At 40.5% G+C, this 24,186-nt stretch carries 21 protein-coding genes; 4 read left to right on the top strand and 17 right to left on the bottom strand.

The genetic code is table 11. The features are described from left to right. Positions 1 to 111 precede the first annotated feature (111 nt). The 3 genes from AX663_RS01835 to AX663_RS01825 form a co-directional block, all read right to left on the bottom strand. Complete coding sequence (locus tag AX663_RS01835; protein WP_060972530.1) at positions 112 to 1,839, bottom strand: zinc ribbon domain-containing protein; 1,728 nt, start codon at positions 1,837 to 1,839, stop codon at positions 112 to 114. 46 nt (positions 1,840 to 1,885) lie between these two features. Then, entirely contained in the window at positions 1,886 to 3,067 is a 1,182-nt protein-coding gene (locus tag AX663_RS01830) for a DUF6574 domain-containing protein (protein WP_060972529.1), read from the bottom strand. A gap of 116 nt (positions 3,068 to 3,183) precedes the next feature. Further along, positions 3,184 to 4,569 (bottom strand): Cof-type HAD-IIB family hydrolase, encoded by a 1,386-nt coding sequence (locus AX663_RS01825; protein WP_060972528.1) that lies wholly within the window; start codon positions 4,567 to 4,569, stop codon positions 3,184 to 3,186. Between the two features lie 73 nt (positions 4,570 to 4,642). On the opposite strand from AX663_RS01825, the gene AX663_RS01820 reads away from it, so the two are divergent. The 4 genes from AX663_RS01820 (at position 4,643) to AX663_RS01810 (ending at position 8,527) form a co-directional block, all read left to right on the top strand. Further along, a complete protein-coding gene (locus AX663_RS01820) occupies positions 4,643 to 5,608 on the top strand; it encodes an asparaginase (RefSeq protein ID WP_060972674.1) in 966 nt (321 codons plus the stop codon). Between the two features lie 3 nt (positions 5,609 to 5,611). Next, positions 5,612 to 5,755 (top strand): hypothetical protein, encoded by a 144-nt coding sequence (locus tag AX663_RS10720; RefSeq protein ID WP_171966960.1) that lies wholly within the window; start codon positions 5,612 to 5,614, stop codon positions 5,753 to 5,755. 145 nt (positions 5,756 to 5,900) lie between these two features. After that, the gene (locus AX663_RS01815; RefSeq protein WP_060972527.1) at positions 5,901 to 6,770 is read left to right on the top strand and encodes a helix-turn-helix domain-containing protein; all 870 of its coding nucleotides are present in this window, start codon (positions 5,901 to 5,903) and stop codon (positions 6,768 to 6,770) included. 167 nt (positions 6,771 to 6,937) lie between these two features. Then, on the top strand, positions 6,938 to 8,527 hold the full coding sequence (locus AX663_RS01810; protein ID WP_060972526.1) for an ATP-binding cassette domain-containing protein: 1,590 nt from the start codon (positions 6,938 to 6,940) through the stop codon (positions 8,525 to 8,527). Positions 8,528 to 8,667: 140 nt separating this feature from the next. On the opposite strand, the gene AX663_RS01805 is transcribed toward AX663_RS01810, so the two are convergent. The 14 genes from AX663_RS01805 to AX663_RS01740 all read right to left on the bottom strand — a co-directional run bounded on the left by AX663_RS01805 (position 8,668) and on the right by AX663_RS01740 (position 24,138). After that, on the bottom strand, positions 8,668 to 8,880 hold the full coding sequence (locus tag AX663_RS01805; protein ID WP_022496194.1) for a helix-turn-helix domain-containing protein: 213 nt from the start codon (positions 8,878 to 8,880) through the stop codon (positions 8,668 to 8,670). Positions 8,881 to 8,889: 9 nt separating this feature from the next. Then, positions 8,890 to 9,498, bottom strand: a complete 609-nt coding sequence (locus AX663_RS01800) for a DUF2975 domain-containing protein (RefSeq protein WP_060971686.1) — start codon at positions 9,496 to 9,498, stop codon at positions 8,890 to 8,892. A gap of 193 nt (positions 9,499 to 9,691) precedes the next feature. After that, positions 9,692 to 10,129, bottom strand: coding sequence for a hypothetical protein (locus AX663_RS01795; protein WP_060972525.1), 438 nt, complete (start codon positions 10,127 to 10,129; stop codon positions 9,692 to 9,694). 618 nt (positions 10,130 to 10,747) lie between these two features. After that, positions 10,748 to 11,254, bottom strand: coding sequence for a hypothetical protein (locus AX663_RS01790; RefSeq protein ID WP_060972524.1), 507 nt, complete (start codon positions 11,252 to 11,254; stop codon positions 10,748 to 10,750). An 11-nt stretch (positions 11,255 to 11,265) separates the two neighbouring features. Continuing rightward, a complete protein-coding gene (gene recG / locus AX663_RS01785; protein ID WP_060972673.1) occupies positions 11,266 to 13,284 on the bottom strand; it encodes an ATP-dependent DNA helicase RecG in 2,019 nt (672 codons plus the stop codon). Positions 13,285 to 13,416: 132 nt separating this feature from the next. Beyond that, the gene (alr, locus tag AX663_RS01780) at positions 13,417 to 14,520 is read right to left on the bottom strand and encodes an alanine racemase (RefSeq protein ID WP_060972523.1); all 1,104 of its coding nucleotides are present in this window, start codon (positions 14,518 to 14,520) and stop codon (positions 13,417 to 13,419) included. 27 nt (positions 14,521 to 14,547) lie between these two features. Then, a complete protein-coding gene (gene acpS / locus AX663_RS01775; protein WP_002891813.1) occupies positions 14,548 to 14,901 on the bottom strand; it encodes a holo-ACP synthase in 354 nt (117 codons plus the stop codon). A 2-nt stretch (positions 14,902 to 14,903) separates the two neighbouring features. Further along, positions 14,904 to 15,935 (bottom strand): 3-deoxy-7-phosphoheptulonate synthase, encoded by a 1,032-nt coding sequence (locus tag AX663_RS01770; protein ID WP_060972522.1) that lies wholly within the window; start codon positions 15,933 to 15,935, stop codon positions 14,904 to 14,906. Between the two features lie 84 nt (positions 15,936 to 16,019). After that, a complete protein-coding gene (locus tag AX663_RS01765) occupies positions 16,020 to 17,051 on the bottom strand; it encodes a 3-deoxy-7-phosphoheptulonate synthase (RefSeq protein WP_002891816.1) in 1,032 nt (343 codons plus the stop codon). 19 nt (positions 17,052 to 17,070) lie between these two features. After that, complete coding sequence (gene secA, locus AX663_RS01760; protein ID WP_049545353.1) at positions 17,071 to 19,620, bottom strand: preprotein translocase subunit SecA; 2,550 nt, start codon at positions 19,618 to 19,620, stop codon at positions 17,071 to 17,073. 182 nt (positions 19,621 to 19,802) lie between these two features. Next, positions 19,803 to 20,147, bottom strand: a complete 345-nt coding sequence (locus AX663_RS01755; protein ID WP_002891820.1) for a hypothetical protein — start codon at positions 20,145 to 20,147, stop codon at positions 19,803 to 19,805. Between the two features lie 2 nt (positions 20,148 to 20,149). Next, positions 20,150 to 21,097: a mannose-6-phosphate isomerase, class I gene (gene manA / locus AX663_RS01750; RefSeq protein ID WP_002891822.1), complete on the bottom strand. Its 948-nt coding sequence runs from the start codon at positions 21,095 to 21,097 to the stop codon at positions 20,150 to 20,152. A gap of 65 nt (positions 21,098 to 21,162) precedes the next feature. Beyond that, complete coding sequence (gene scrK, locus AX663_RS01745; RefSeq protein WP_002891824.1) at positions 21,163 to 22,056, bottom strand: fructokinase ScrK; 894 nt, start codon at positions 22,054 to 22,056, stop codon at positions 21,163 to 21,165. A 180-nt stretch (positions 22,057 to 22,236) separates the two neighbouring features. Continuing rightward, positions 22,237 to 24,138, bottom strand: a complete 1,902-nt coding sequence (locus AX663_RS01740; protein WP_002884626.1) for a sucrose-specific PTS transporter subunit IIBC — start codon at positions 24,136 to 24,138, stop codon at positions 22,237 to 22,239. Positions 24,139 to 24,186 lie beyond the last annotated feature (48 nt).

Raw genomic sequence — 24,186 nt, 5'->3', positions numbered from 1 at the left:
AGACAAACAAAAGAACCTGGCAATTGCCAAGTTCTTCATTTTTTAGTCTGGAGGACTAACCTCCTATTTGTAATCAGTTCAACAATGACTAGCTCTATGAGAAAGCATCTACTATTTCACAGTATTTTCACGACTCACATTTTGTGATTCGCCAGCCTTGCCATTGATACGGTAGTCGCTGTAGTTAGAACCATTGCTGCTAGAGTCACTATCATCACCAACATATTCTACATTACATGACCATGAGATTTTATCTTTGATATCTCCTGATGACTTGAATTTCGAATCATAACCATAGTAGAAATCATAAACGGCTGTGAAGGTCACCTTGAAGGTCTTCTCACCAGTCTGAACGACTTCTGTGACGTCAACGTCCGAGAAAGTAATACTATCAGCAGCACGGTTTTTAGCACCTGTAGTATTTTTATCAATATCAGCCGTTACATCCTTATACATGGTATCATCAGTACCATTAAGGAAAATATCGGATACACCATCTGGTGTCATGTTGTGATTAGATGCGTAGCTACCAAATTTACCGTAAGCAGCGGTCAAAAGACGATCTGCCGTATCACGGTCAAGAACACCATCAGCATCAAGAGTAACCGTTTGGCCTTCAGAGATTTTCTTAATAGACAATGTCTCTGTTTTAATAGAGCTACCATCTTCGAAATTCTTCTTAACATAAACAGCTGATGAACCTGCTACTGCTACCTTGTTAACATCTAGTTTCCCTGAGTTAAGGGTTCCAACTTTGGTACCACCAACGTAGAGGTCTCCGTCCTTAAGATTAGACTTAACGGTAAAGCTAAGATACTCTACAGAAAGGTTGACTTCTGTTTTAGAGGTCACATTTTCCTCAGATGAGACAGTGATATCTTGGTCATTGACCTTACCAGAAGCCACAAAATTGTAAGTTCCTGGATAGAGATGGTTCAATTTAGCCGTGTAGTTATTGCCATCTGTAGTAGCATAAGAAACCCCGTTAATAGTCACATTCAAATCAGCTGTATTAACGGTTAAATCAACCGTTCCAGGATCTACCACGACTCTCCACTTAGGAAAAATAAGGAACTGACGTCCAACCTTTTGCATACGTTCGCCAGACAGGAGTTGGCTCTTGCTATAGGCTTGTGTACTTTTAGTGTCTGTGTACTTGACTTCGGATGTTTTAATTTCCTTTTTAGTATCAGACCATACTTGGTATTCCAAGCTATCTTTAAAGCTCTTCTTAGCTGCTGCTTCATAACGCTCTGCTACTTGACCACGTGAGTAGTAGTAAGAACCAAAGCCGTAACCAGCAAGTGCCAAGACTGCTGCAACAACACCAGCAATAATCAAGATTTTCTTCCCTTTAGCCATGGCTGGCTTGGCTGGTTTCGCAGCCTTACCATCTGAGATAAACTGATGGATGGTTGACACATCATAACCTGAAGACTTACCAAGTAGGAATTCCTCAGGAAGAGGTTGACGTCCAACATAGGTTTTAAAAGCCTTCATCCAGATGGCTTGTGCTTCTTTAGAAGCGGCCTCTGAATTCTCTTCAGTTTGACCTTGATCTGCTTGAGGTACTGGTGAAAGCTCCTCAGTTTCTAAAGGAGTCGTTTCCTCTTCATCACCAAGCGGTACATCTTCAAACACTTCCTCGGCAACGTCATACTCATCAACTTCTTCTGTTGGTTCAGAAGGAGTGGCTGCTTGGTCCAAGCCCATTGCCGAAATGCCTTTAATAGCCTTTAAGTCAAAGTCTGCTTTCTGGCCTTCTTCAATCTCCAAAGCATGGGGCGGACGACCAACTGCCTTTTCAAATAAATCAATCCACTTTTCTTTTGTTGCCATAAAGACTCCTATAAACTTGCTTTTTCAAAAATCGTCAGAGGTTTACTTAGAATAGAAGACCTACTGTAAATGATGACATGATAGCAAATACGATTGCAAACAAGATTGACAAAATCACACCATTCAAAAGTGCTGCCAAAATCATTTGATAGAACTTATCAGCCTTCCACGCTGTTGTTACAGGAACAATTGTAAATAGATTAGCAATGGCAAATAAGAAGTAAACAACATAGAACAAGAATCCTGGGAAGGCAACAAGTCCAATAGCTCCCAACAAGATTGTTACAAGCAAGATTGGCAAGGCTAATGATGTCAAACGACCAAAACGGTCAAAGCTATTCAAGAAAGTAGTCTCAGGGTCACGGAAGATGGCCTTACGTGTCACAAAACCTGCCAAGATAAAGGCAAAGATAAAGAGGAAGGCAGCTAGGATACTTGCAAAGAAAGCTCCAAAACCAATGCTAGATGTATGACTTGAAAATGAAGATGAGTAACTATCTGTTCCGTAAGAACCAAACATACTAGACAATGCGTTTGTTGTTGATACAACTGGGCTAACAAATTTACGTGCCATAGCGCTCAAGATTGCAAAGAAGGCAAGTCCAGTGAAGAGTGACAAGAAGATATAGTTAAGCCAACCATTGTGTTTACCATAATCTGTCATGTCAGCTGGACGACGCCATGCATTAAGCAACCATGTCCAGTAGTTTTTGAAAGTTGTCCCAAATGCTGATGGTTGTGCTGGAACAACTACGGCTTGACCGTTGATAAATTGAACGTTTTGACCTGGTTGAAGAGGTTGACCGTTAGCAAAAGCTGCTTGTTGACCAGCTTGAGCATTCGCAAAACCAGCTTGTGGTTGGGCCGCTTGATTTGGCACTCCTTGTACTGGTGCAGTTTGAGCACCCGCAAAGGTTGGTTGTGGTTGTGCTGCCTGAGCAGTTGCAAAAGGAGCTTGCGCTTGTGCGTCTTGTGCACTCGCAAAAGTCGGCTGTGGTTGCGCTTCTTGGGCACCAGCGAAAGTTGGCTGTGGTTGAGCCTCTTGGGCTGGTGTTTCTTGGGCACTAGCGAAAGCTGGTTGCACTGGCGCTTCTTGTGTTGGGGCAGTTTCTACTGCTGGTGCGTCATCTTGGAACTCACCAGCTGCAAGTGCTGCTGCAATTTCTTCTTCAGTCGCTGAACGACCATTGATGGCTTCAAAAAAGTCTAACCAATCTGCTTTAGTCATAATAATCTCCTTAAAAATACATAGAATGTCTTTATTTTATCACAAATAAATACATTAATAAATGTCATTTTTATTAGAAAAAGGCTTGGAGCAAACTGTCCAAACCTTTATATTTTCTATTTACTTCTTTGTAGAGATTTTTGAATCTGACGATCCAGCTCTCGTTTAATGTGTGGTTCTGGTGCAAATCGCTCTTCCCAGTCACTTGGTTTAAGAATTTTGTGGGTCACGGGATCAAAGTGAGCCTTTCCATCGGGGAAAATTTTCCCCATATTAGCCTCATGAACCGTATCAAAGAAAGGCTTAGGATCGACCCCCATAAGGACAAATGAACCATAGGTCAAGTAAAGCAAGTCAGTCAAAGCATCCACCTGACCAACCATCGTTGACTCTGAGTGCTCTTTAGAACTAACTTTGAGGGCTGCCTTATCAAGAGCAGCATGCAAATCCAGAACAGCCTGACCAAAGACACGCTTGTCCCCACCTGATGAAGCATAAAGAAATTCGACGATTTCTTCCAACTTGAAGTCCGCACGGTGACCAGCTTTCTCGATACCGTAAACACGAGGCATGTCGTTAGTTGAGCCATCCATCAAATGGTGGAAATCCTTAACCTTGTTGAAGTTGCCATCATCACTGGTAAATGAATTCTCTGTTTCAAAGTGAATCAAACCGTAGTGTGACAAGGCTTTGGCAATCCCATTCTGGTTATTAGTATCAGTGACATGGGTAGCCTGGTCTTTCAGTTCGTCTTCACCATTTCCCATGGCAACACCAACGCCAACGCCAGACAGCATTTCTAGGTCATTTTCCGAATCCCCAAAGGCCATAACCTCACTGAGTTCGAAACCAAAAACCTCACCTAGATGAGCGATACCTTTCAACTTAGATTGATCCGCTGAAATAATATCGGCTGAGTAAGGACTTGAGCGGGTAATCTTCACATGAGGAAATTTTTCTTCAATATCTTGTGTTTCGCCCACCGTCGCTACCATAACCACCTGATAAATAGGCTCACGCATGATAGTTTTAAGGGTTTCAATGCTTTGTGGCTTGAAACGACGAATCAAAGACTTGAAACTACGCTCCACCATCTTAGCCCAGGACTTAGGGACAATACGGCTGACGATTTGTCCAAACTTACTCGTCCCCATACTGATAATATTGGAACCAACAAGACCTGTACTAGTCCCTAGAGAAATCTCTCTACGGTGCTTGGTGGCATAGCGAATCAAGTTGTAGACTGTTGATTTAGGGAGCTGGTTTTGATAAAGGACCTTGTCGTGAGTCAAAATATACTGACCGTTATAAGTGACTGCAAAATCCAGACCCAGATTGTCCATGAAAGGCTGGACAAATCCTGGACCACGACCTGTTGCCAAACCAACTAAGATACCATCTTCCTTCATTTGACTGATGGCTTTTTTGGTTGAACTAGACACGCGTTTTCGGTCATTTAGAAAAGTCCCATCAATATCAAAAAAGACTGCTTTAATGGCCACAGAGCTCCCCTCCTTCTAACATTTTATGCTAAAATAAATTATAACATAAATATGATAGTGAGTAGTATAAATGATAAAAAAAATCCTAGTCCTTCACACTGGAGGGACCATTTCCATGTCAGCGGATAATGATGGCAGGGTCAGCCAAAACGCTGATAATCCCATGAACCATGTGGGACTTGATTTAGATAATTTAGAACTAACCGTTCTCGATTTTCTTAATATCCCAAGCCCACATATCACACCCTACCACATGCTGGATATTTACAAAAAAATCAAGGAAACAGCTGGTCAATATGATGGTGTGGTCATCACTCATGGGACAGATACCCTGGAAGAAACAGCCTACTTTCTAGATACCATGGCCGTCCCTGAGATTCCAATCGTTCTAACTGGTGCCATGCGTTCGTCGAACGAACTAGGTAGCGACGGGGTCTATAACTATCTCTCAGCCCTACGTGTTGCTAGCGACGACAAGGCCGCCGACAAAGGAATCCTCGTCGTGATGAATGATGAAATCCATGCAGCCAAGTATGTGACTAAGACCCATACCACAAACGTGGCAACCTTCCACACACCAACTCATGGTCCACTAGGTATCATCATGAAGCATGATATCCTCTGGTTCAAAACTGCTGAGCCTCGGGTTCGCTTTGACTTGGAACAAATCACAGGAACAGTACCAATCATCAAGGCCTATGCTGGGATGGGTATCGGAGATGGTATCATCAGTCTCCTGGATCCTGAGAAGATTGACGGTGTCGTCATCGAAGCCCTGGGTGCTGGAAACCTCCCACCACTAGCTGCAGGAGAAATCACAAAGCTTATGGACAAAGGAGTCCCTGTTGTGCTCGTCTCCCGCTGTTTCAACGGTATCGCCGAACCTGTCTACGCCTATGAAGGGGGTGGGGTCAAACTCCAAGAAGCTGGCGTAATGTTTGTTAAAGAACTCAATGCACCAAAGGCACGCCTCAAACTCCTCATCGCACTCAGTGCCGGACTAAAAGGCCAAGAAATGAAAGATTATATCGAGGGATAAGACATGAAACTTAGCATTGAAGCAACCGATAAATTGGAAAATAAAGATTTCCACTATGAACTAACCATCTCAAAAACACATATCGCCATGGTCTGTGGTACCGTGCTAGCCAGTCTAGCCCTGGTCGCATGGTTGAAGAAAAAATAAAAAAAGCTTGAAGCATGGTCACCAGAAAGGTGACTGAACTGCTTCAGGTTTTTTACTATAATATTCAAATATGTATTCTTGTTTAATTTTTTATTATATTTAGTGATAAAATAGATAGTGCCTATTAGCTGAGAAAGGGATAACTATGAGCACATTACTAGCATCTAGAATAAAGAACAGAAGAAAAGAATTGAAGATGTCACAAAAAGAGTTAGCAGAAGGAATCTGCAAACAAGGACAAATTAGTCGCCTCGAGAATGGGGAATATATTCCCGGTTCAGTGCTTCTTCATGAGTTATCTAGAAAATTAAATGTCAGTATGGATTATTTCTTTGATGAACAAATTTCAAGTGACAGTAACAAGCTCAATAATTTCAAAAAGTTATCAAAAACGTTTATTACGCAGAGAGATTATGAGTCTTTAAATTATATCTATGAGTTAGAAAAAGAAACTTCACATCGTCTACCACTTTCAGACAAGATATATATGGAATGGATTGCCTCGCTACTCGACTTTTACTTTTATAACCAAAAAGAAGAAGGAATTTCTAGGTTAGAAAAAGCTATCAAGCAACTTAAGGAGACTGATATACACTATCTTCAAATTTTAAATAGTCTATTTAATTTCTATTATGAGACAAAGAACTTGGATCGTTTTAAGGAAATTGAAAATGATTTATCTGTAAGAGTTGAGCAACTGAGTCTAGTAACAATAGAAGAGTTAGAATTAGCCATTAAGTTCAATTACAATTTAGGACGCTACTTATGGCTCCAGAGTAAAACTGAAGAGGCCATAAAAAAACTATCTCTAACTATAAAATTATGTAAAGAGTTCAAATCGACTTATTTACTTGCAGATTTGTATCTATTGTTAGGTAACATTTGTGAAGATTTTTCTGATCAAAATGAAGCTAAAGAATATTTTGATAATGCTCTCTATATTTACAAGCACCTAGATGACAATAAGGAAATGGCTTTAAGAGTTGAACATTACATATCAAAAACATTCAACTAACTATACTCTATAATAATACAAAAGGCTTGAGAGATGCTTTTTCAGCATGTTTCAAGCCTTTTGTATATACTTATATTATATATTTTCGAATAAAATAACAATACATTATATTGACACGCATAAGCTACGGTGATAATATTGCAGTATCTATAACCAAGGAGAGACTAATGAAATCTGTTTATAAAGTTGTTAAAAAAGATATCCTAGTATATTCAATACTTACTATCTTATTGTCTATTGCAATGGTAAGTGAAGCCTATTTGATGCAACTAATCATTGACTCTATCAAACTTGGAGTGGGTCGCTATGTTGTTACATCTATTTTTGTAGTTGTGTTCTTGTTGATTCAAACACTTATCTACTATTTTCAACAATCACTAACAGCAATCATTAGTAAGAAGTCTGCATATGCTTATAGGAATGTTATTTTCCAAGGTATTCAGAAAACACCTTTAGAGTTACTCACAGGAAATAAAAATGACAAACTTCTAGCCTCATTAACTACTCAAATAGATCAAATTGAATTTAATTATTTTTATTCCGTATACTGGGGTGGCTACTTAATCTGCCAATTAATTATTGCCATAATTGTTTCTCTCTACCTTAATCCTTTATTAGCAGCTTTAACTCTGCTTTTAAGCCTACCAAATCTTTTTGTAGCTGTACTCTTTAAAACTCCTTTAGAAAAGAAACAAGAAGAGTTAATTGAAACTACTAATACTTCAGTATCAGCTATTCAAGATCTCATCGAAGGTATACCTGATTGGAAAATTGCAAACAAGAGTTTCGACATTAATAGAGTCTTTGATATTCAAACTTTAAAGTTACTTAAACGCCAAACAAATGTTGAAAAATCTCAATATATTGTTGTTAGTTTAAATCAGCTGTTTTCAAATGTTCTTTATTTTGGTAGTTGGATTATTGGGGGACTATTAATTATAAATAGTCAACTGACATTAGGGAGTTTAATAGCATTCTCACAATTATTAGTCAGGATTTCTTACCCAATATATGCTTCTTCTGATTTGTTAGCTAAATTCATTAGTGGTAAGAAAACTATAGAGACTCTTTCTAGTGAATTTCAAGTAGTAGATGAAAATCTTAATACTCTGGAACATATTGAAGTTATTTCATTTGATAATTTTCGTTTTAAAAATAATTCGGAAGCTATACCTTTTAATGGGCAGTTTTATAAACATAAGAAGTATCTATTAAAAGGAAAGAGTGGGACAGGTAAAACCACGCTATTAAAAGCAATCCTACGAGAGTATAACGATTATACAGGAACAGTTAAAATTAATGGTATTGATGTTAAAAGAATCAAAGAAAGTAGTATCTTTGATAATGTAGCTTATGTACCCCAACACCCCCATATGTTCAATGCAAAACTTCGTGATAATCTCACTCTATTTTCTGAGAATGTTTCAGAAGAGGAACTGTTTGAGACATTGAAATTTGTAGAATTATCTAAGTGGGCTAATAGAGAGTCTTTAGAGTTAATGCTTTCAAATGATGCCATAAAACTTTCAGGTGGAGAAGCCAAGAGAGTTGCTTTGGCAAGAGCCTTATTGATGAAGACGGATATCTTATTTTTAGACGAATTTTCTTCTGGTATTGACCTTGAAACCTTATCAAAAATAGAGAATCGCCTTTTACAAACGAGTAAATTAATTATTTACATCACACATGTAGACACCGATAGAATTAACCAACAATTTGATGAAATAATAGATCTAAATGAGTACATAGACTTATAAAACGATGATACTCTCAAAAAATCAACTTGATATGTTCTATGACACTATTAGCCAGTCTAGCCCTAGTCGCATGGTTGAAGAAAAAATAAAAAAAGCTTGAAGCATAGTCACTAGAAAGGTGACTGAACTGCTTCAGGCTTTTAGTTTTCTTCATCTGATCTATATTCAAGAATATCTCCTGGTTGGCAATCTAACTCCTTACAAATAGCATCTAGAGTTGTAAAACGGATTGCCTTGGCCTTGCCTGTCTTAAGAACCGAGAGATTGGCTGGGGTAATACCAATCCGTTCTGCCAGCTCACCCGAGCGCATCTTCTTCTTGGCAAGTTCAACGTCCAAATTGACAATAATCATAAGCCCCTCCTAAATCGTATACTCATTTTCCTCAGCAATGGCATTAGCCTTAGTCAAAATCATAGCGACAGCATAGAGGACAAAGCTAACTAGCAAATAACTGATGTTAAAGAAACTATAACTCTGGTTGCCAGTTCCAAATGTAAAGATACCATTATTGATAAAAGCCCCAAGAACTAGCAAATGCGCTGACCAACGAACCAACTTAGCATTTTTAGCGATGAAAATATCAGAACGATAAAGGTTAATCAGAAAGGCACGTAGGCACAACAAGAAACCTATGTTAACTACCATACGAAGGAAATCAATGGTTGCTGCAAAAAGCGTCAGACTAGTGCTACTACTTTTCACGGTAACTCCCGATCCGAGAAGCATACGCAAACCTTGTTGTAAGAGTCCTTCATGACCAGTCAGGATAAAGGCATCATTAAGAATAGTAATAACAAGACTTAAAAAACCCGCAAAAAGGAGGACATTAACGAACAGGAGAACACTACGCAGACGTTTCTGTTCTTGCGTTTCTTGACGATTTTTAGCACTTTTAGCCGATTTCCAACCATAATAACTAGAGCCAGCCAAGGCTAGGACGATTAAAAAATAGAATAAGATAGTTGTCATGTGTTACCTCGATTGTAAATACATTTTGATTTTTTGGGAGTATAGACTAGAGAAAGCCAAGGTGCCTCTAGGAGCCCTTGACCTTATACTAAATCAGCAGCTAACTATTAACAGTATCAATTATATCGAATATCAATATAAAATACTAGTTTATAGATAAGATTTTACTACTTTTCAACTAAGATACATTCAATTATTTGACAGCTGTTTGTCCCTTACGAAGACGGACAGCATCACAAGCTAGAGAGACCAAGAGAAGCCAGACTGATGTGCTGAAGTCCATTACAAGGTGATTAGTCGTTCCCAACTGCAAGAAGATATTCAAGGCTGATGGCACAAAGGTTAAGAGAGCAGCCTTTTTCAAGAAGAGAGAGAAATCTTCTGTCCAAAGTGCCTTCCAAGTAAAGTCTTTTAGCTCTTTACGAAGAAGACAAATCAAGGCAAGATAGAAGGCAAATTGTAGCTCTGCGACCAGCCAGTAACCCCAACCAGAAAGGTAATGAACCTCAGCACCTGGGAAAAGATTAGTCACATCCACAAAAGGAAGGATAAGTAAAGCAAGCATTGCAAGACCGTAACTTGCCATAAGAAGAATAAGAAGAGCGTTGATGATTGGTTTAAGTGTTTTCATGATAAGTTTTTCCTTTGTTAAATAGTTTTAGTAAATAATTTCTCTTTTTCGCGAATAAGATTATCTTTATCGAAAACTTATTATCGTTTATCGATAACTATATATTACACTCTTTATTTCTCCTTGTCAACACATTTTTATCGTTTTTCGATATTTTTTATCTAAATTTCAAAAAATAAAAACCAGTCAAGAAAATCTCAACTGGTTAGCTTACTTATGTTAATCGCCTAGACTGGTCAAGCTTCCGTCTAGACTTTTTATGAGTTTAAGAAGAGGGATTCTACGTTATGAAAAAAAGGAAAAAGGGATTTTGGAAAATGAGGGATGAAAGTTGTAGAATATGGGTAAATTTAGCCTCTTCCTAGCATCAATACTAGTTTTGATAAACCTTAAAGTCTTGAGGATGCTTCTGGAAATTTCGGTTGTAGGTTACTTTAATTTTTACTGTCATTGTTTTGTCCTCCTTTTTAGGAATGGTTTGGCCTAGCCAAAACGTTTTATTATCAAAACCTATCTCGTTTTGATGGTTTTATTATAGGTTGCCTAACTTAAAGAAAGCTTGTAATAAGCTTGAAGGGAACTTAAAACTCTCAGTGAGTTTACTGAGAGTTTTTCTGTCTAAAGCATGGATAAAATAATTCCCAAGACCAGAGCCACCCAAACGGCATAGCGAATTGTCGCATGATAGCGGTAACTTTCAATAACCTTGGGTAGCTTTGTAAAGAGATAGGCAATGTAGGCAACTATGGAAAGAAAATACCCTTTAAAATTCCAGGACGAGCCTAAGATACTAAAATCTTCGAATAGGGGCACAAGCATCAGTACAGCTGTAAGCATGCACCAAACTGGCAAAAGCGTCCTTTCCTTTTGATGCTGTATATGGATAATCAGTTGAGCTATAAGACCCGCGACGTACATAATCAGTAATACCGAACAAGCTAGAGAGATAAGAAGTGAATAAAGATATAGGGTATGAAAGTCTGTCTTTCCTTCTATCAGCTTTGTCAATTCGGTAATAAACCAAATCAAGATGAAGGCGAAAAAATAAAATATAAGACCTAACATCATAAGAAATAAGGGGTGCAAGATAGCAAAAAAATCGAGATTTAACCGTCTTTTGTTCATTAGTTTCCTCCTCAATCAAACTCGCCTTGGCTTCTCAAATGTGCTCCTAGCACCTGCCATTCAGGACTCTCTCGCCAGTTAGGGTCAGATACAATTTGGCTAGCCACCCGTCTGGCTTCCTCTAAGATATTGTAGTCTTCCACAATATCGGCCACCTGAAATTCAGGAATACCTGACTGACGTGTCCCAAAGATTTCACCTGAGCCACGCATTTTAAGATCCTCCTCAGCTAGAACAAAGCCATCCGTGGTCTCACACATGGCCTGCATGCGTTTTTTACCAGTATCATTTTTAGGATTAGCCACCAAAACACAGTAGGACTGCTTGTCGCCACGACCTACACGCCCTCGAAGCTGGTGAAGCTGGCTAAGTCCAAAACGATCTGCATCCATAATGACCATAACTGTAGCATTTGGCACGTTAACCCCTACTTCGATAACTGTAGTTGATACTAAAATCTGAGATTTTCTGTCCTTGAAATCTTGCATAATTTGGTCTTTTTCATCATTTTTCATACGACCGTGCATCAGAGCTACTGTCGCTGAATCGCCAAAGAAATCTGTGAGTTCCTGATGAAGGGCTACCGCATTTTTCAAATCAAGAGCCTCAGACTCTTCAATCAGAGGAGAAATAAAATAGACCTGAGCATCTTTTTCCAACTCCCCCTTAATCCAAGTCAGTACGGTATCTAGTTGCTCATGTTTAACCCAACGGGTAATAATGGGCTTACGTCCAGCTGGCATCTGGTCAATGATAGATACATCCATCTCCCCAAAGGCAGTGATCGCCAAAGTCCTAGGAATAGGGGTCGCTGTCATCATGAGGACATCAGGATTGTCACCCTTCTCACGGAAAATACGACGTTGATTAACCCCAAAACGGTGCTGTTCATCAGTAATGACTAGCCCAAGACTATGATAAGTCACTGCATCTTGAATCAACGAGTGGGTTCCCACAATCATTTGAGCCTCCCCAGACTCGATTTTGGAAAGGGCTACTTTCTTATCCGCCGCCTTCATTCCAGAAGTTAGGAGCACTACCTCTAACTCAGGAAAAAGCCCCTGTAAACTCTGATAATGCTGCTCTGCTAAGATTTCCGTCGGTACCATGAGGGCAGACTGAAATCCTGCCGTATAGGCCCCATACATAGCCAAGCTAGCGATAACTGTTTTCCCTGAGCCCACATCTCCTTGCAAGAGACGGTTCATATGAGCCCCAGATTTCATATCAACTAGGATTTCCGATAAACTACGCTGTTGGGCCTCAGTTAAGGGGAATGGTAATGCTGCAATTTTGGCTTTGATTTTGGCTTCATCGTAAGCAATTGCTAGACCATTGGTTTCGGACTTATTTTCAGCCTTCAGCACCTGTAAATTCATTTGGAAATAAAAGAGCTCCTCAAACTTGGTCCTACGTAGAGCCTGCTTATATTCAGCCAAATCTTTCGGAAAATGCATGGCACGCACAGCCTCTTGACGTCTCATGAGACGGTACTTGTCCAGCAGCACCTGAGGGAGATTTTCCTCCAACAAATTAAGGGCCCCACTATCAAAAGCTGCCTTTATGGCCTTTATCAGTTGGGCCTGACTAACACCCTGGGCCACATGGTAGACTGGCTGCATATCGTCCTCAACTTGAGCCAGGACTTTCATACCAGTCACAGCAGACTTCTTCTGGTCCCATTTGCCAAAAATAGCCACTTCTGCCCCCATCTCAATCTTATCCACAAGATAAGGTTGGTTGAAGAAACTAATGGCAATCACAGCCTCTCCTTGCTTGATTTTAAAACTCAGACGATTCCGTTTAAAGCCATAATACTGCACATTGGCAGGTGTCACCACTGTTCCCGTAATAACAGCCTTTTCGCCATCCATCAGTTCAAAGATAGACTTACTCTTAAAATCCTCATATCGGAAAGGAAAATAAAGCAAGAGGTCCCCAACCGTGTATAAATCTAATTTGGTAAATTTTTCAGCGGACTTAGGCCCAAAGCCTTTCAAATCCGCAATTGGTGAATCTTGTTGAATCATATCCTCTATCATTTCTATCGTGTTCTTCTTCCCGTGAAAAAGGAAGCCTTATCAGCTATTATAACACATGAAAATGGTCTTCACTAAAACCAAAAAATCCAGCATCAAACTGGATTTCTCTTTTTATTGATATTAGTCATAGCTACGAGGTACACGGTCACTAAGTAAACAAAGAACTTCGTAGTTGATAGTGCCACGTTTTTCAGCCACCTCTGTCGCAGTAATGCTTGCTCCACCATTTTCACCCATAAGAGTGACAGGAGTTCCTAGGGGATAAACCTTAGGAAGACGAACGGTAATCTGATCCATAGACACACGCCCAACAATAGGACAAAGCTGTCCATCCACAATAACATGGAAACCTTGTAAATCTCTAGTCCAACCATCCGCATAGCCAATCGGAATGGTTCCAATAACCTCATCAGCTGTCGTCGTATAGGTTGCACCATAACCTACATCTTGACCTGCTGGCAGGGTCTTAACATGAACAAGTGCAGTCTCCAAACTTAAAGCAGGACGAATCCTATATGGAAGGTCTAAAGCACTGCCACTAGGATTGAGACCATAGATAACAACACCCAGACGTACCGCATTAAAGACTGTTTCTGCATGCCAGATACTCGTCGCAGAGTTGCTAGCGTGTACCAAGCGAGGACGGTCCACCAAGTTATTAACCAAATCCGTGAAGAAGGCTAATTGACGCTTGAATTTACTATCATCTGCCTCATCAGCCGTTGCAAAATGGGTAAAAATACCTTCGACATCCGCACCAAGTGATTTCAGACCAGCAATCAAGCTAACCGCATCCTCTTGGTTACGCACCCCAATACGGCCCATACCTGAATCAATCTTAATATGGCAGGTCAAACCAGTTAAATCAAGCCCTTGATTCTTAGCCATTTCCAACCACTCAAGCGAAGCTACCGTCAGAGTGATGTTTTCTTGAATAGCCAAAGGAACCTCGTCTGGCAAGACGACTCCTAAAATAAGTATCGGTTGTTCTAAGCCAGCTTGACGAAGTTCAAGCGCCTCGTCTAGGTTGGAAACACAAAAACCATCCACCTGCTTAGATACATGCTTGGCCACTTCGACAGCGCCATGACCATAAGCATTGGCCTTAACAACTGCAAAAGTCTTTACCTGTTTAGGGATGTGACTAACCACTTGTTCAATATTTTCTGAAATTGCTGATAGATCAACCTTTGCCAAGGTTGGTCGATGTAAACTTGAAATCATAAGCTATCCTCTTCCAACATCTATCTCTTAGTTTTTTTCTAAAATGACACTTGCCTGAACAAAATCACCGCTATGGGAAATCGAGATAAAAACCTTGCCTTCAAAAGGTGATTGGGTCACCACTGGAGCTCCCTTGTCATTGGTCAATATTTCAATATCCTTAAAGCCGACTGCTCCAATACCAGTACCCCAAGCCTTTGAAAATGCTTCCTTACCGGCCCAGCGCCCTGCTAAATAGGACATCTGACGATTACCAGAAAGGGATTCAAAACGCTCCCACTCTTTTGGTGTCAATACCTTTTTTGCAAAGCGTGGATTGCGGTCATAAGCCTTTTTTACAGCTGAAATTTCCTGCAAGTCTATACCATGTCCAAAAATCATAATTATAACGAAAGTCGATTGTGGATTTCACGAATAAGGCTATCTGTCTTAGCCCAACCAAGACATGGATCTGTAATTGATTTACCATAAACTTCAGGTGTGTCTTGACGACCATCCTCAAGGTAAGACTCAATCATAAAGCCACGCACGGTATCCGCGATACGCTCATCCCACTCACGGTTAAGAAGGACTTCACGCACAATGCGAACTTGTTCCATGAAGTTTTTACCTGAGTTATCATGGTTTGTATCAACAAGAATAAATGGGTTTTCCAAATTAAATGCACTATACTTGTCCAAAGCCTTAACCAAGTCCTCGTAATGGTAGTTGACAATGTTCTGACCATTTTCATTGTTGGCACCACGCAGGATAGCGTGAGCGAGTGGGTTACCATCTGTTTTAACTTCAGCACCATTGTAAAGGAAATGCTGTTGGTTCTGCGCCGCATAGATACCATTAAACATGACATTCAAATTCCCTGACGTTGGGTTCTTCAAGCCAATTGGCACATCAATACCTGAAGCTACAAAGCGGTGTTCTTGGTCCTCGACAGAACGTGCTCCAATAGCGTGATAGCTAAGCAGATCATCAAAGAAGGAAAGATTTGACGGATAAAGCATCTCGTCAGCGATTGGAAGGCCTGTTTCAGTAATAATACGTGACTGAAGGTGGCGAACCGCCTTAACCCCAGCAAGAAGGTCTACATCACCCTCTGCATCTGGCTGGTGGATAAGCCCCTTATAACCGTCCCCATTAGTACGTGGTTTAGCTGTATAAACACGCATAACAATAAAGATTTTGTCCTTCACTTCTTCCTGAAGTTTGGCCAAACGGTGAGCATAGTCAAGAACGGCTTCTTCATTATCAGATGAACATGGACCAATAACCAAGAGAATACGTTTGTCCTCACCCTTGATAATTTTTGCCAAGGCCTCATCATTAGCCTGTTTAGTTACTAGTGCGTCTCCCGTAAGAGCATGCAATTTCCTTACTTCCGCTACATCAATCAGCGGACTATTTTGATGAATTCCCATCTATTTCCCTCTCTTTGTGAAAAGAGAGCGAACCGCTTGGTCATCCAAACGGTTCACTCCCCATATATGGTTTCTGTTACCTTATTATTTTGACAAAGTATCGTGGATTTCACGAATCAATTCTTCTGTCTTATCCCAACCAAGACATGGGTCAGTGATTGATTTACCATAGACATCTGGCGCATCTTGACGGCCATCTTCAAGGTAAGATTCAATCATGAAACCACGTGCCACTTTGTTGATTTTTTCATTCCAATCACGGTTAATCAAGGTTTGACGAACGATACGGATTTGTTCCAAGTAACGTTTACCTGAGTTATCATGGTTTGTATCAATAACGATGAATGGATTTTCAAGGCCCATTTGTTCATAGTGTTCGATTGTTTCAAGAACATCATCATAGTAGAAGTTAGGCACGTTTTTACCATATTCATTCGTTGAACCACGAAGAATAACGTGTGCCAATGGGTTCCCTGGAGTTTCAACTTCTTCACCGTTAAAGAGGAAGTTTTGTTTGTTTTGTGCGGCGTAGATACCGTTAAACATCACGTTAAGGTTCCCTGATGTTGGATTCTTCATACCAGTTGGAACATCAATACCTGACGCAACAAAACGGTGTTGTTGGTCTTCTACAGAACGTGCACCAACGGCAATGTATGACACAAGGTCATCTACCAAAGGAAGATTTTCTGGGTAAAGCATTTCGTCAGCAGTTGTGATACCAGTTTCAGTGATAACACGGTAGTGAAGGTTACGCACAGCCTTGATACCGTTAATTAGGTTTGGTTTCCCTTCAGCATCAGGTTGGTGTACAAGTCCTTTATAGCCATCACCATTTGTACGAGGTTTAGCTGTATAGACACGCATAACCATAAAGACTTTATCTTTAACTTCTTCTTGAAGTTTAGCCAAACGGTGAGCATAATCAAGAACAGCTTCTTCATTATCAGATGAACATGGACCGATAACCAAAAGCGTACGGTCGTCTTCACCCTTGATGATTGCTTCAAGCTCTTTATCACGAGCTTGTTTCTTGGCAAGGGCTTCACCTGTTAATGTAGTTGATTCTTTAACTGCATCAAAATCAATTTTTTCACTTACTGCTTTAAAAACCATAATAATTACCTATTTTTTCCTAAAATTGTTTACGACCGTGACAATTTTTAAATTTCTTACCAGAGCCACATGGACAGAAGTCATTACGACCAACCTTACTAAAGTCAATTTCTTGACCATTAGCATCTGCTTGGTGGGCCTGGATATTGCCTGTTGCTGTTGTCGAAACACGTTCATTCACATTTTCACGAGATTGCTCATGAATTTGTGCTTTCATCATTGTACGTGTCACATCATATTCAATTGCCCCAATCATATCTTGGAACATCTTGAACCCTTCAGATTGATACTCAACGATTGGGTTGTTTTGTGCATAACCACGCAAACCAACGGCATTACGTAATTGATCTAGGGCATCGATGTGGTCCGTCCACTTGTTATCAACAACCATCAAAATCAAGACTTTTTGGAATTCACGGATAGCTTCCTCTGAACGCAATTTCTTGATTTGACGATCATAAACATCATCTGCTAACTCATTCAAGTAAACTTTAATAGCGTCATAATTAACACTACGTTTCGTTACCTCTCCCACTTCTTGTAAATCTTCAAGTGAGATGGCATTCTCAGGAACCAAGGCCTGACGAGCAAAGTTCAAAATACCTTTAAGAGCTTCCTCTTGATCATTGCGGCTGTGACCATCTACCGTACGGTTAATCGTACGCCTAATCATAGCCTTAATCTCAGGTTCAAGGTCACGTTCCGCTGTGATAACATCATAACGCTCAGCGTAGATGATTTCACGTTGTTCACGCATAACGTCATCGTACTGAAGGACTTGTTTACGAGTATCGTAGTTATTTCCTTCGACACGTTTTTGAGCCGCTTCCACTTGGCGTGTCAACATACGTGATTTGATAACAATATCTTCATCATCAGCATTCAAACGTTCCAAGACTTGTTTGATACGATCAGAACCGAAACGACGCATCAATTCGTCTTCAAGTGAAAGGTAGAATTGAGATTCCCCTGGGTCCCCTTGACGTCCCGCACGACCACGCAACTGGTTATCGATACGACGGCTTTCGTGACGCTCTGTACCAATGACACAGAGTCCACCAAGGTCAAGAACACCTTCACCAAGTTTGATGTCGGTACCACGACCGGCCATGTTGGTCGCAATCGTAACGGCACCACGTTGACCCGCATTCATGATAATATGCGCTTCTTTTTCGTGGTTCTTGGCATTAAGCACTTCATGAGGAATACCTGCTTCAACCAACATCTTAGAAATCAAGTCAGATGTTTCAACGGCAACCGTACCAACAAGGACTGGCTGTCCTTTTTCATAACGACGTTTAACATCTTGTACCACTGCACGGAATTTAGCATCCAAGGTAGGGTAAAGAAGGTCATCGTGGTCAATACGTTGAATTGGACGGTTAGTTGGAATCGGAATGATTCGCATGTTGTAAATTTCACGGAATTCATCTTCCTCAGTTTTACCAGTACCAGTCATCCCTGACAATTTCTTATACATACGGAACATATTTTGGTAAGTGATTGAGGCAGATGTCTTCGTTTCTTCTTGAACTGGTACACCTTCTTTTGCCTCAATGGCTTGGTGGAGTCCATCTGAGAAACGACGACCTTCCATGGTACGACCTGTAAATTGGTCAACGATAAGAATTTCTTGCTCAGGACTGACCACATAGTCAATATCATGCAACATGATGTAGTTGGCACGAAGGGCGTTGTCAATATAGTGAGTCAAGGCAACATTATCAATATCGTACAAGTTGTCCAAGTTGAAGAATTCTTCGGCCTTGTCAATACCTGAGTCATTCAAACCAATCGTTTTTGTTGGAATATCAATGGCATAATCATCCTCTGTCAAGGTCTTAACAAAGGCATCCGCACGGTGATATAACTGATTAGTTTCTGAACTTACAGGACCTGATACAATCAATGGTGTACGAGCTTCGTCGATAAGAACTGAGTCAACCTCATCGACCAAGGCATAGTTCAATGGTCGTTGTACCATGTTTTCCTTACGAACAACCATGTTATCACGAAGATAGTCGAAACCTACCTCTGAGTTGGTTGAGTAAGTGATGTCACAGTTATAAGCTTCACGTTTTTCAGCTGGCGATTTGGCTGAAAGGTTAATCCCTACTGACAAACCAAGCCAACTATAAAGCTCACCCATTTCAGTCGCATCACGCTCTGAAAGGTATTCGTTAACGGTGATAACGTGCACACCTTCACCTGAAATAGCATTTAGGTAAACAGGCATTGTCGCAGTCAAGGTTTTCCCTTCCCCTGTACGCATCTCTGGGACGTCACCATGGTGAAGAACGATACCACCCATGATTTGCACACGATATGGGAAAAGTCCAAGGACACGTTTTGCCCCTTCACGAACAACTGCAAATGCCTCTGGCAAGAGTTGGTCTAGGCTTTCTCCGTTTTGATATCGTTTTTTAAATTCTTCTGTTTTTGCCTGAAGTTCTTCATCTGAAAGAGCCGCCATTGCATCAGCATAGCTCTCGACTTTCTTGGCAGTTTTTTCTAGTTTCTTAATTTCGCCTTTATCATTTTCAATGATTTTGCGTAATATATTTGCCATCTTTTTTCCTTTCGACAGTCTTTATCTCCATATTTTACCACAAAAGCCCCCTTTAAACAAGAAATCACTCAAGGATTGACAAAGAAAAAAGCCCTAGTTTAAGGGCTTTCACAATGGATTTGCAAATAAACGAAAACTTTTTTATTAGATTCACTGAAAATATCGACAATAATGCTTTAAAACTACTTCTTAGAGTTCTCTTGGCTCTCTAGGATATCCTCAAAATCATGCAAGAGATTTTCAAAAGCCTGCTCAAAGAAGGCATGGTCGGTGCTACTATAGGTCTTCATTATCATAGGACTAGCTTCAAAATCAACGTAGAATTGATAGTCCAAGACACCATTTTTCCAGTAAAATTTGATGCTAGGGGAAGCTGTTTTTTCACCGCACATACCCGGAATGGCCCGTTGTAAGCCAAAAATGTGGTCGCCATAGTCTTTCAGACGATAGTAAGCTCCCTCAAAATAATAGGATTTGCCGATTTCAAAACACTCAAATAGTGCAGCTAAAACTTTTTCATTATTCATACTTAAGCCTCGTTAGGGTGACTGACAATCATCTCCAATTGTCCATCAATTTCCCAATCTGTCACATCATTTGGCAGAATGAAGTGATCACCTTTTTTTAGACAATAAATGTGTGAATCGATAGTCATAGTCCCATTGCCAGAAAGTACCGAACAAAGCAAATAAGGAGCTGATTGCTTGAAGTCAACCAAGCCACTGAGTTTCCATTTATATACGGTGAAGAAGGAGTTTGATGTCAAACAAGTCGACTCTAATTGCAAGGTCTTAACAGTTGCTGGGACGCTATTTTCTGGGTCCCCTAGATTCAAGACATCAAGAGACTGTTGAATATGAAGCTCACGTTTATTGCCCTGATCATCCCTACGATCAAAATCATAGACACGGTAAGTGGTATCGCTAGATTGTTGAGTCTCTAAGATCAGGATACCTGGACCAATAGCATGCATGGTACCACTTGGTACAAAGAAAAAGTCACCTTTTTTAACAGGAGTTTTCGACAAAAGTCCGTCCCAATCACCTGCTTCAATTAAGGACGCCAATTCTTCCTTTGTCTTAGCCTTGTGACCATAAATAATCTCTGCACCCTCTTCAGCATCAATAATATACCAACATTCTGTCTTTCCTAGCTCACCTTCATGCTCTAGTCCATAAGCATCATCAGGGTGTACTTGTACTGAGAGCCAGTCATTAGCGTCCAAAATCTTTGTCAACAAAGGAAAAACACTAGTCTTGGGATTTCCAAAAAGTTCTGGTTTATCCTTGTAAAGCTCTGCCAGGTGGAAACCAGCATACTTTCCGTTTTTGACATAGGATACACCATTAGGATGGGCAGAAATTGCCCAGTATTCACCAGTGTGTTCACTGGGAATATCGTAACCAAACTCTGTCTTAAGTCGATTACCTCCCCAGATTTTTTCATGCATTGGCGAATCTAAAAATAAAGGTTCCATTACATCCTCCTGTATAGAGCAAAACGCCTTAAGATCATGTCTTAAAGCGATTTTACATATTTTGCTTATTTGCGTGAGTGTTTGTCAGCTACATCTTTGGCAAGTGCAAAGTTACCAAGTGTTGCAGAGCCATTACCTGAAACAGCAGGTGTCACAATATACTCAGTCACGTCTGGCACTGGAAGGTAACCATTCAAAAGAGCTGTGAATTTTTCACGGACACGACGAAGCATGTGTTCTTGTCCCATAACACCACCCCCAAAGACGATAACTTCTGGACGGTAGAGCACAGTTGCCTGGACAGCAGCTTGAGCAATGTAGTAAGCTTGAACATCCCAAACCTCAGAATTTTGCTCAATCAATTCGCCACGAATACCTGTACGGGCTTCAAGTGATGGACCAGCAGCCAAACCTTCCAAACATCCGCGGTGGAATGGACAAGTTCCGTTAAATTCATTGGAAACATCATTTGGGTGAAGAGGTACATATACGTGACCAGCTTCAGTGTGACCCATACCACCAATGAACTCACCATTTTGAATAGCACCGGCTCCAATACCAGTTCCGATAGTGTAGTAAACAAGACTCTTAACACCTTTACGAACAAGTGTCTCACCATAAGCAGATGAGTTAACATCAGTCGTAAAGTAGAAAGGAATATTAAACTCTTTAGCAATCAAACCAAGAAGGTCGACATTTGACCAATGTGGTTTTGGTGTTGAAGTCACAAAACCATATGTTTCAGAGTTTGGATCAACATCAATTGGTCCAAATGAACCAATTGCAATTCCAGCCAATTGATCTTCATAACGTTTGAAAAATTCAATAGTACGGTCAATTGTTTCGTAAGGTGTAGTTGTTGGGAATTGAGTTTTTTCAACGACTTGGAATTTCTCATCGCCAACAGCACAAACAAATTTTGTACCACCAGCTTCCAAGCTTCCGTAAAGTTTAGCCATAGGTAAAGCTATCTCCTTTTATGATCAATAATAACTATTTATACTATTATAAATAAAAGCTAGGCAAAAGACAATCTAAATAAGACCTTGTTTAAGGAGGTACAGACTACTCTGCTTCATACTTTTCTTTATGAGCCATTTAACTAAAAAAGCCGAATTGGCTTCGACTTTTCTAGCTTATTATTTAACTGCGATGAAGTCTGCACCTTCAGCAACTGAACCAGTCGCTACTGATGAAACATCTTCGAAGTCTGCAGTGTTTGTAACGATAACCATAGTTGTATCGTCAAGACCTGCTTCAGTGATTACTGAGCTATCGAAGGTAGCCAAGACATCACCTTTTTTAATACGTTGATTTGCTTGAACTTTAGCATCAAATCCTTTACCGTCAAGTGAGACAGTGTCGATACCGATGTGGATAAGCACTTCAGCACCTTTATCAGATTTAAGACCGTAAGCGTGACCTGTTGGGAAGGCGATTTGCACTTCACCATCAAATGGTGCGACTACTTGGTTTCCTGAAGGTTTAATAGCGGCACCTTTACCCATAGCTCCTGATGAGAAGACTGGGTCATTAACATTTTCCAAAGCTACAACTTCACCTTTAAGTGGTGCAGCGATTGTTTCGGCTTGCAATGCAACTGGAGCTGATTCTGCAGATGCAATATCTTCAGCAACAACTTCTTTTTGAGCTTCAACTTCTTCCTCTTTGTAACCGAAGATCCAAGTAAGAGCAAAACCAAGAGCAAGTGTTACAAGTACCATGATCACATACTTAAGCACTTGACCGTTAAGGTAAAGAAGAGTACCAGGAACGATTGTTACACCAAATCCTGTACCAGCGAGGTTAAGGATTGAGGCCAACCAACCACCAGCAGCACCAGCGATAAGACCCATGATAAATGGTTTACCGAAACGAAGGTTAACCCCGAAGATAGCTGGTTCAGTGATACCAAGTACCGCTGAAAGAGTTGCAGGGAAAGCAAGTGCTTTCAATTTAGCATCTTTAGTTTTAACACCCACTGCAAGTGTCGCACCAGCTTGGGCAGTCATAGCAGCTGTGATGATAGCGTTAAGTGGGTCTTTACCAGTATTAGCAATGAGGTTAGCTTCAAGCAAGTTAAAGACGTGGTGAACCCCTGTAACGACGATAACTTGGTGAACTCCACCAAGAACAAGACCAGCAAGACCAAATGGCAAGTTAAGAATCCATTCTGTAGCAGCAAGAACATAGCTTTCAACAGTATGGAAGACAGGACCAATGATAAAGAGGGCCAAAGCTGACATTACTGCGAAGACGATAAGTGGACGCAAGAGAAGGTCAAGAACGTCTGGAACCCATTTACGAACCCATTGCTCGAACTTAGCACCAAGCAAACCTACGAAGAAGGCTGGAAGCACTGAGTTTTGGTAACCTACTACTGGAATAAAATCAAAGAAGTAAATTGGTTTAGCAGCACCTGATGCAACATCCCAAGCGTTAGGAAGGGCGTTGTTAACCATCATCAAACCAAGAACCAAACCAAGAAGTGGTGAACCACCAAATACGTTAAAGGCTGACCAACAAATCAAGGCTGGGAAGAAGGCGAAGGCTGTATCTGTCAATACAACTGTGTAAGTATAGAAATCAGTAGCAGCAAAAGCTTTTGATGTTGTACCGAACAAACCAAGAACTGTATCGTTATTGATTGCTCCACGGATACCCATGAAAAGACCAGTCGCTACGATTGCTGGAAGCAATGGAACGAAAACGTCACCGAATGAACGGATAGCACGTTGGAACCAGTTACCTTGTTTAGCAGCTTCTGCTTTTTGTTCGTCTTTAGATGCTGTTGGAAGACCTTGAGCAACGACTTCGTCGTAAATCTTGTTAACAGTACCTGTACCAAAAATCATTTGGTATTGACCTGAGTTAAAGAAAGCACCTTGAACTTTTTCAATGTTCTCAGCCTTTTCTTTATTGATTTTGTTTTCATCTTTGACCATCACACGTAGACGAGTCGCACAGTGAGCAACACTGTTGACGTTTTCACGTCCACCGAGGGCATCGATGACTTCTTTTGCAATTTGTTTGTTATCCATTTGCAAAATTCTCCTTAATAAAATTTGGTATGAAAGCGTTTAGCTTTT

The sequence above is a fragment of the Streptococcus sp. CCH8-H5 genome (assembly GCF_001556505.1).
GTDB lineage: Bacteria > Bacillota > Bacilli > Lactobacillales > Streptococcaceae > Streptococcus.
Note: the sequence above shows the minus strand (reverse complement) of the source record. Positions and strands in the feature narration are given on the sequence as shown.

Excerpts from the sequence above, each read along its gene's own strand:
- AX663_RS01755 (WP_002891820.1), bottom strand. The coding sequence starts at position 20,147 with ATGAATAATGAAAAAGTTTTAGCTGCACTATTTGAGTGTTTTGAAATC.
- AX663_RS01765 (WP_002891816.1), bottom strand. The coding sequence starts at position 17,051 with ATGGTTTTTAAAGCAGTAAGTGAAAAAATTGATTTTGATGCAGTTAAA.
- scrK (WP_002891824.1), bottom strand. The coding sequence starts at position 22,056 with ATGGCTAAACTTTACGGAAGCTTGGAAGCTGGTGGTACAAAATTTGTT.
- AX663_RS01835 (WP_060972530.1), bottom strand. The coding sequence starts at position 1,839 with ATGGCAACAAAAGAAAAGTGGATTGATTTATTTGAAAAGGCAGTTGGT.
- AX663_RS01795 (WP_060972525.1), bottom strand. The coding sequence starts at position 10,129 with ATGAAAACACTTAAACCAATCATCAACGCTCTTCTTATTCTTCTTATG.
- AX663_RS10720 (WP_171966960.1), top strand. The coding sequence starts at position 5,612 with ATGAAACTTAGCATTGAAGCAACCGATAAATTGGAAAATAAAGATTTC.
- AX663_RS01770 (WP_060972522.1), bottom strand. The coding sequence starts at position 15,935 with ATGGGAATTCATCAAAATAGTCCGCTGATTGATGTAGCGGAAGTAAGG.
- AX663_RS01830 (WP_060972529.1), bottom strand. The coding sequence starts at position 3,067 with ATGACTAAAGCAGATTGGTTAGACTTTTTTGAAGCCATCAATGGTCGT.
- alr (WP_060972523.1), bottom strand. The coding sequence starts at position 14,520 with ATGATTTCAAGTTTACATCGACCAACCTTGGCAAAGGTTGATCTATCA.
- AX663_RS01740 (WP_002884626.1), bottom strand. The coding sequence starts at position 24,138 with ATGGATAACAAACAAATTGCAAAAGAAGTCATCGATGCCCTCGGTGGA.
- AX663_RS01805 (WP_022496194.1), bottom strand. The coding sequence starts at position 8,880 with ATGATTATTGTCAATTTGGACGTTGAACTTGCCAAGAAGAAGATGCGC.
- AX663_RS01800 (WP_060971686.1), bottom strand. The coding sequence starts at position 9,498 with ATGACAACTATCTTATTCTATTTTTTAATCGTCCTAGCCTTGGCTGGC.
- manA (WP_002891822.1), bottom strand. The coding sequence starts at position 21,097 with ATGGAACCTTTATTTTTAGATTCGCCAATGCATGAAAAAATCTGGGGA.
- recG (WP_060972673.1), bottom strand. The coding sequence starts at position 13,284 with ATGATTCAACAAGATTCACCAATTGCGGATTTGAAAGGCTTTGGGCCT.
- acpS (WP_002891813.1), bottom strand. The coding sequence starts at position 14,901 with ATGATTTTTGGACATGGTATAGACTTGCAGGAAATTTCAGCTGTAAAA.
- AX663_RS01790 (WP_060972524.1), bottom strand. The coding sequence starts at position 11,254 with ATGAACAAAAGACGGTTAAATCTCGATTTTTTTGCTATCTTGCACCCC.
- AX663_RS01815 (WP_060972527.1), top strand. The coding sequence starts at position 5,901 with ATGAGCACATTACTAGCATCTAGAATAAAGAACAGAAGAAAAGAATTG.
- AX663_RS01810 (WP_060972526.1), top strand. The coding sequence starts at position 6,938 with ATGAAATCTGTTTATAAAGTTGTTAAAAAAGATATCCTAGTATATTCA.
- secA (WP_049545353.1), bottom strand. The coding sequence starts at position 19,620 with ATGGCAAATATATTACGCAAAATCATTGAAAATGATAAAGGCGAAATT.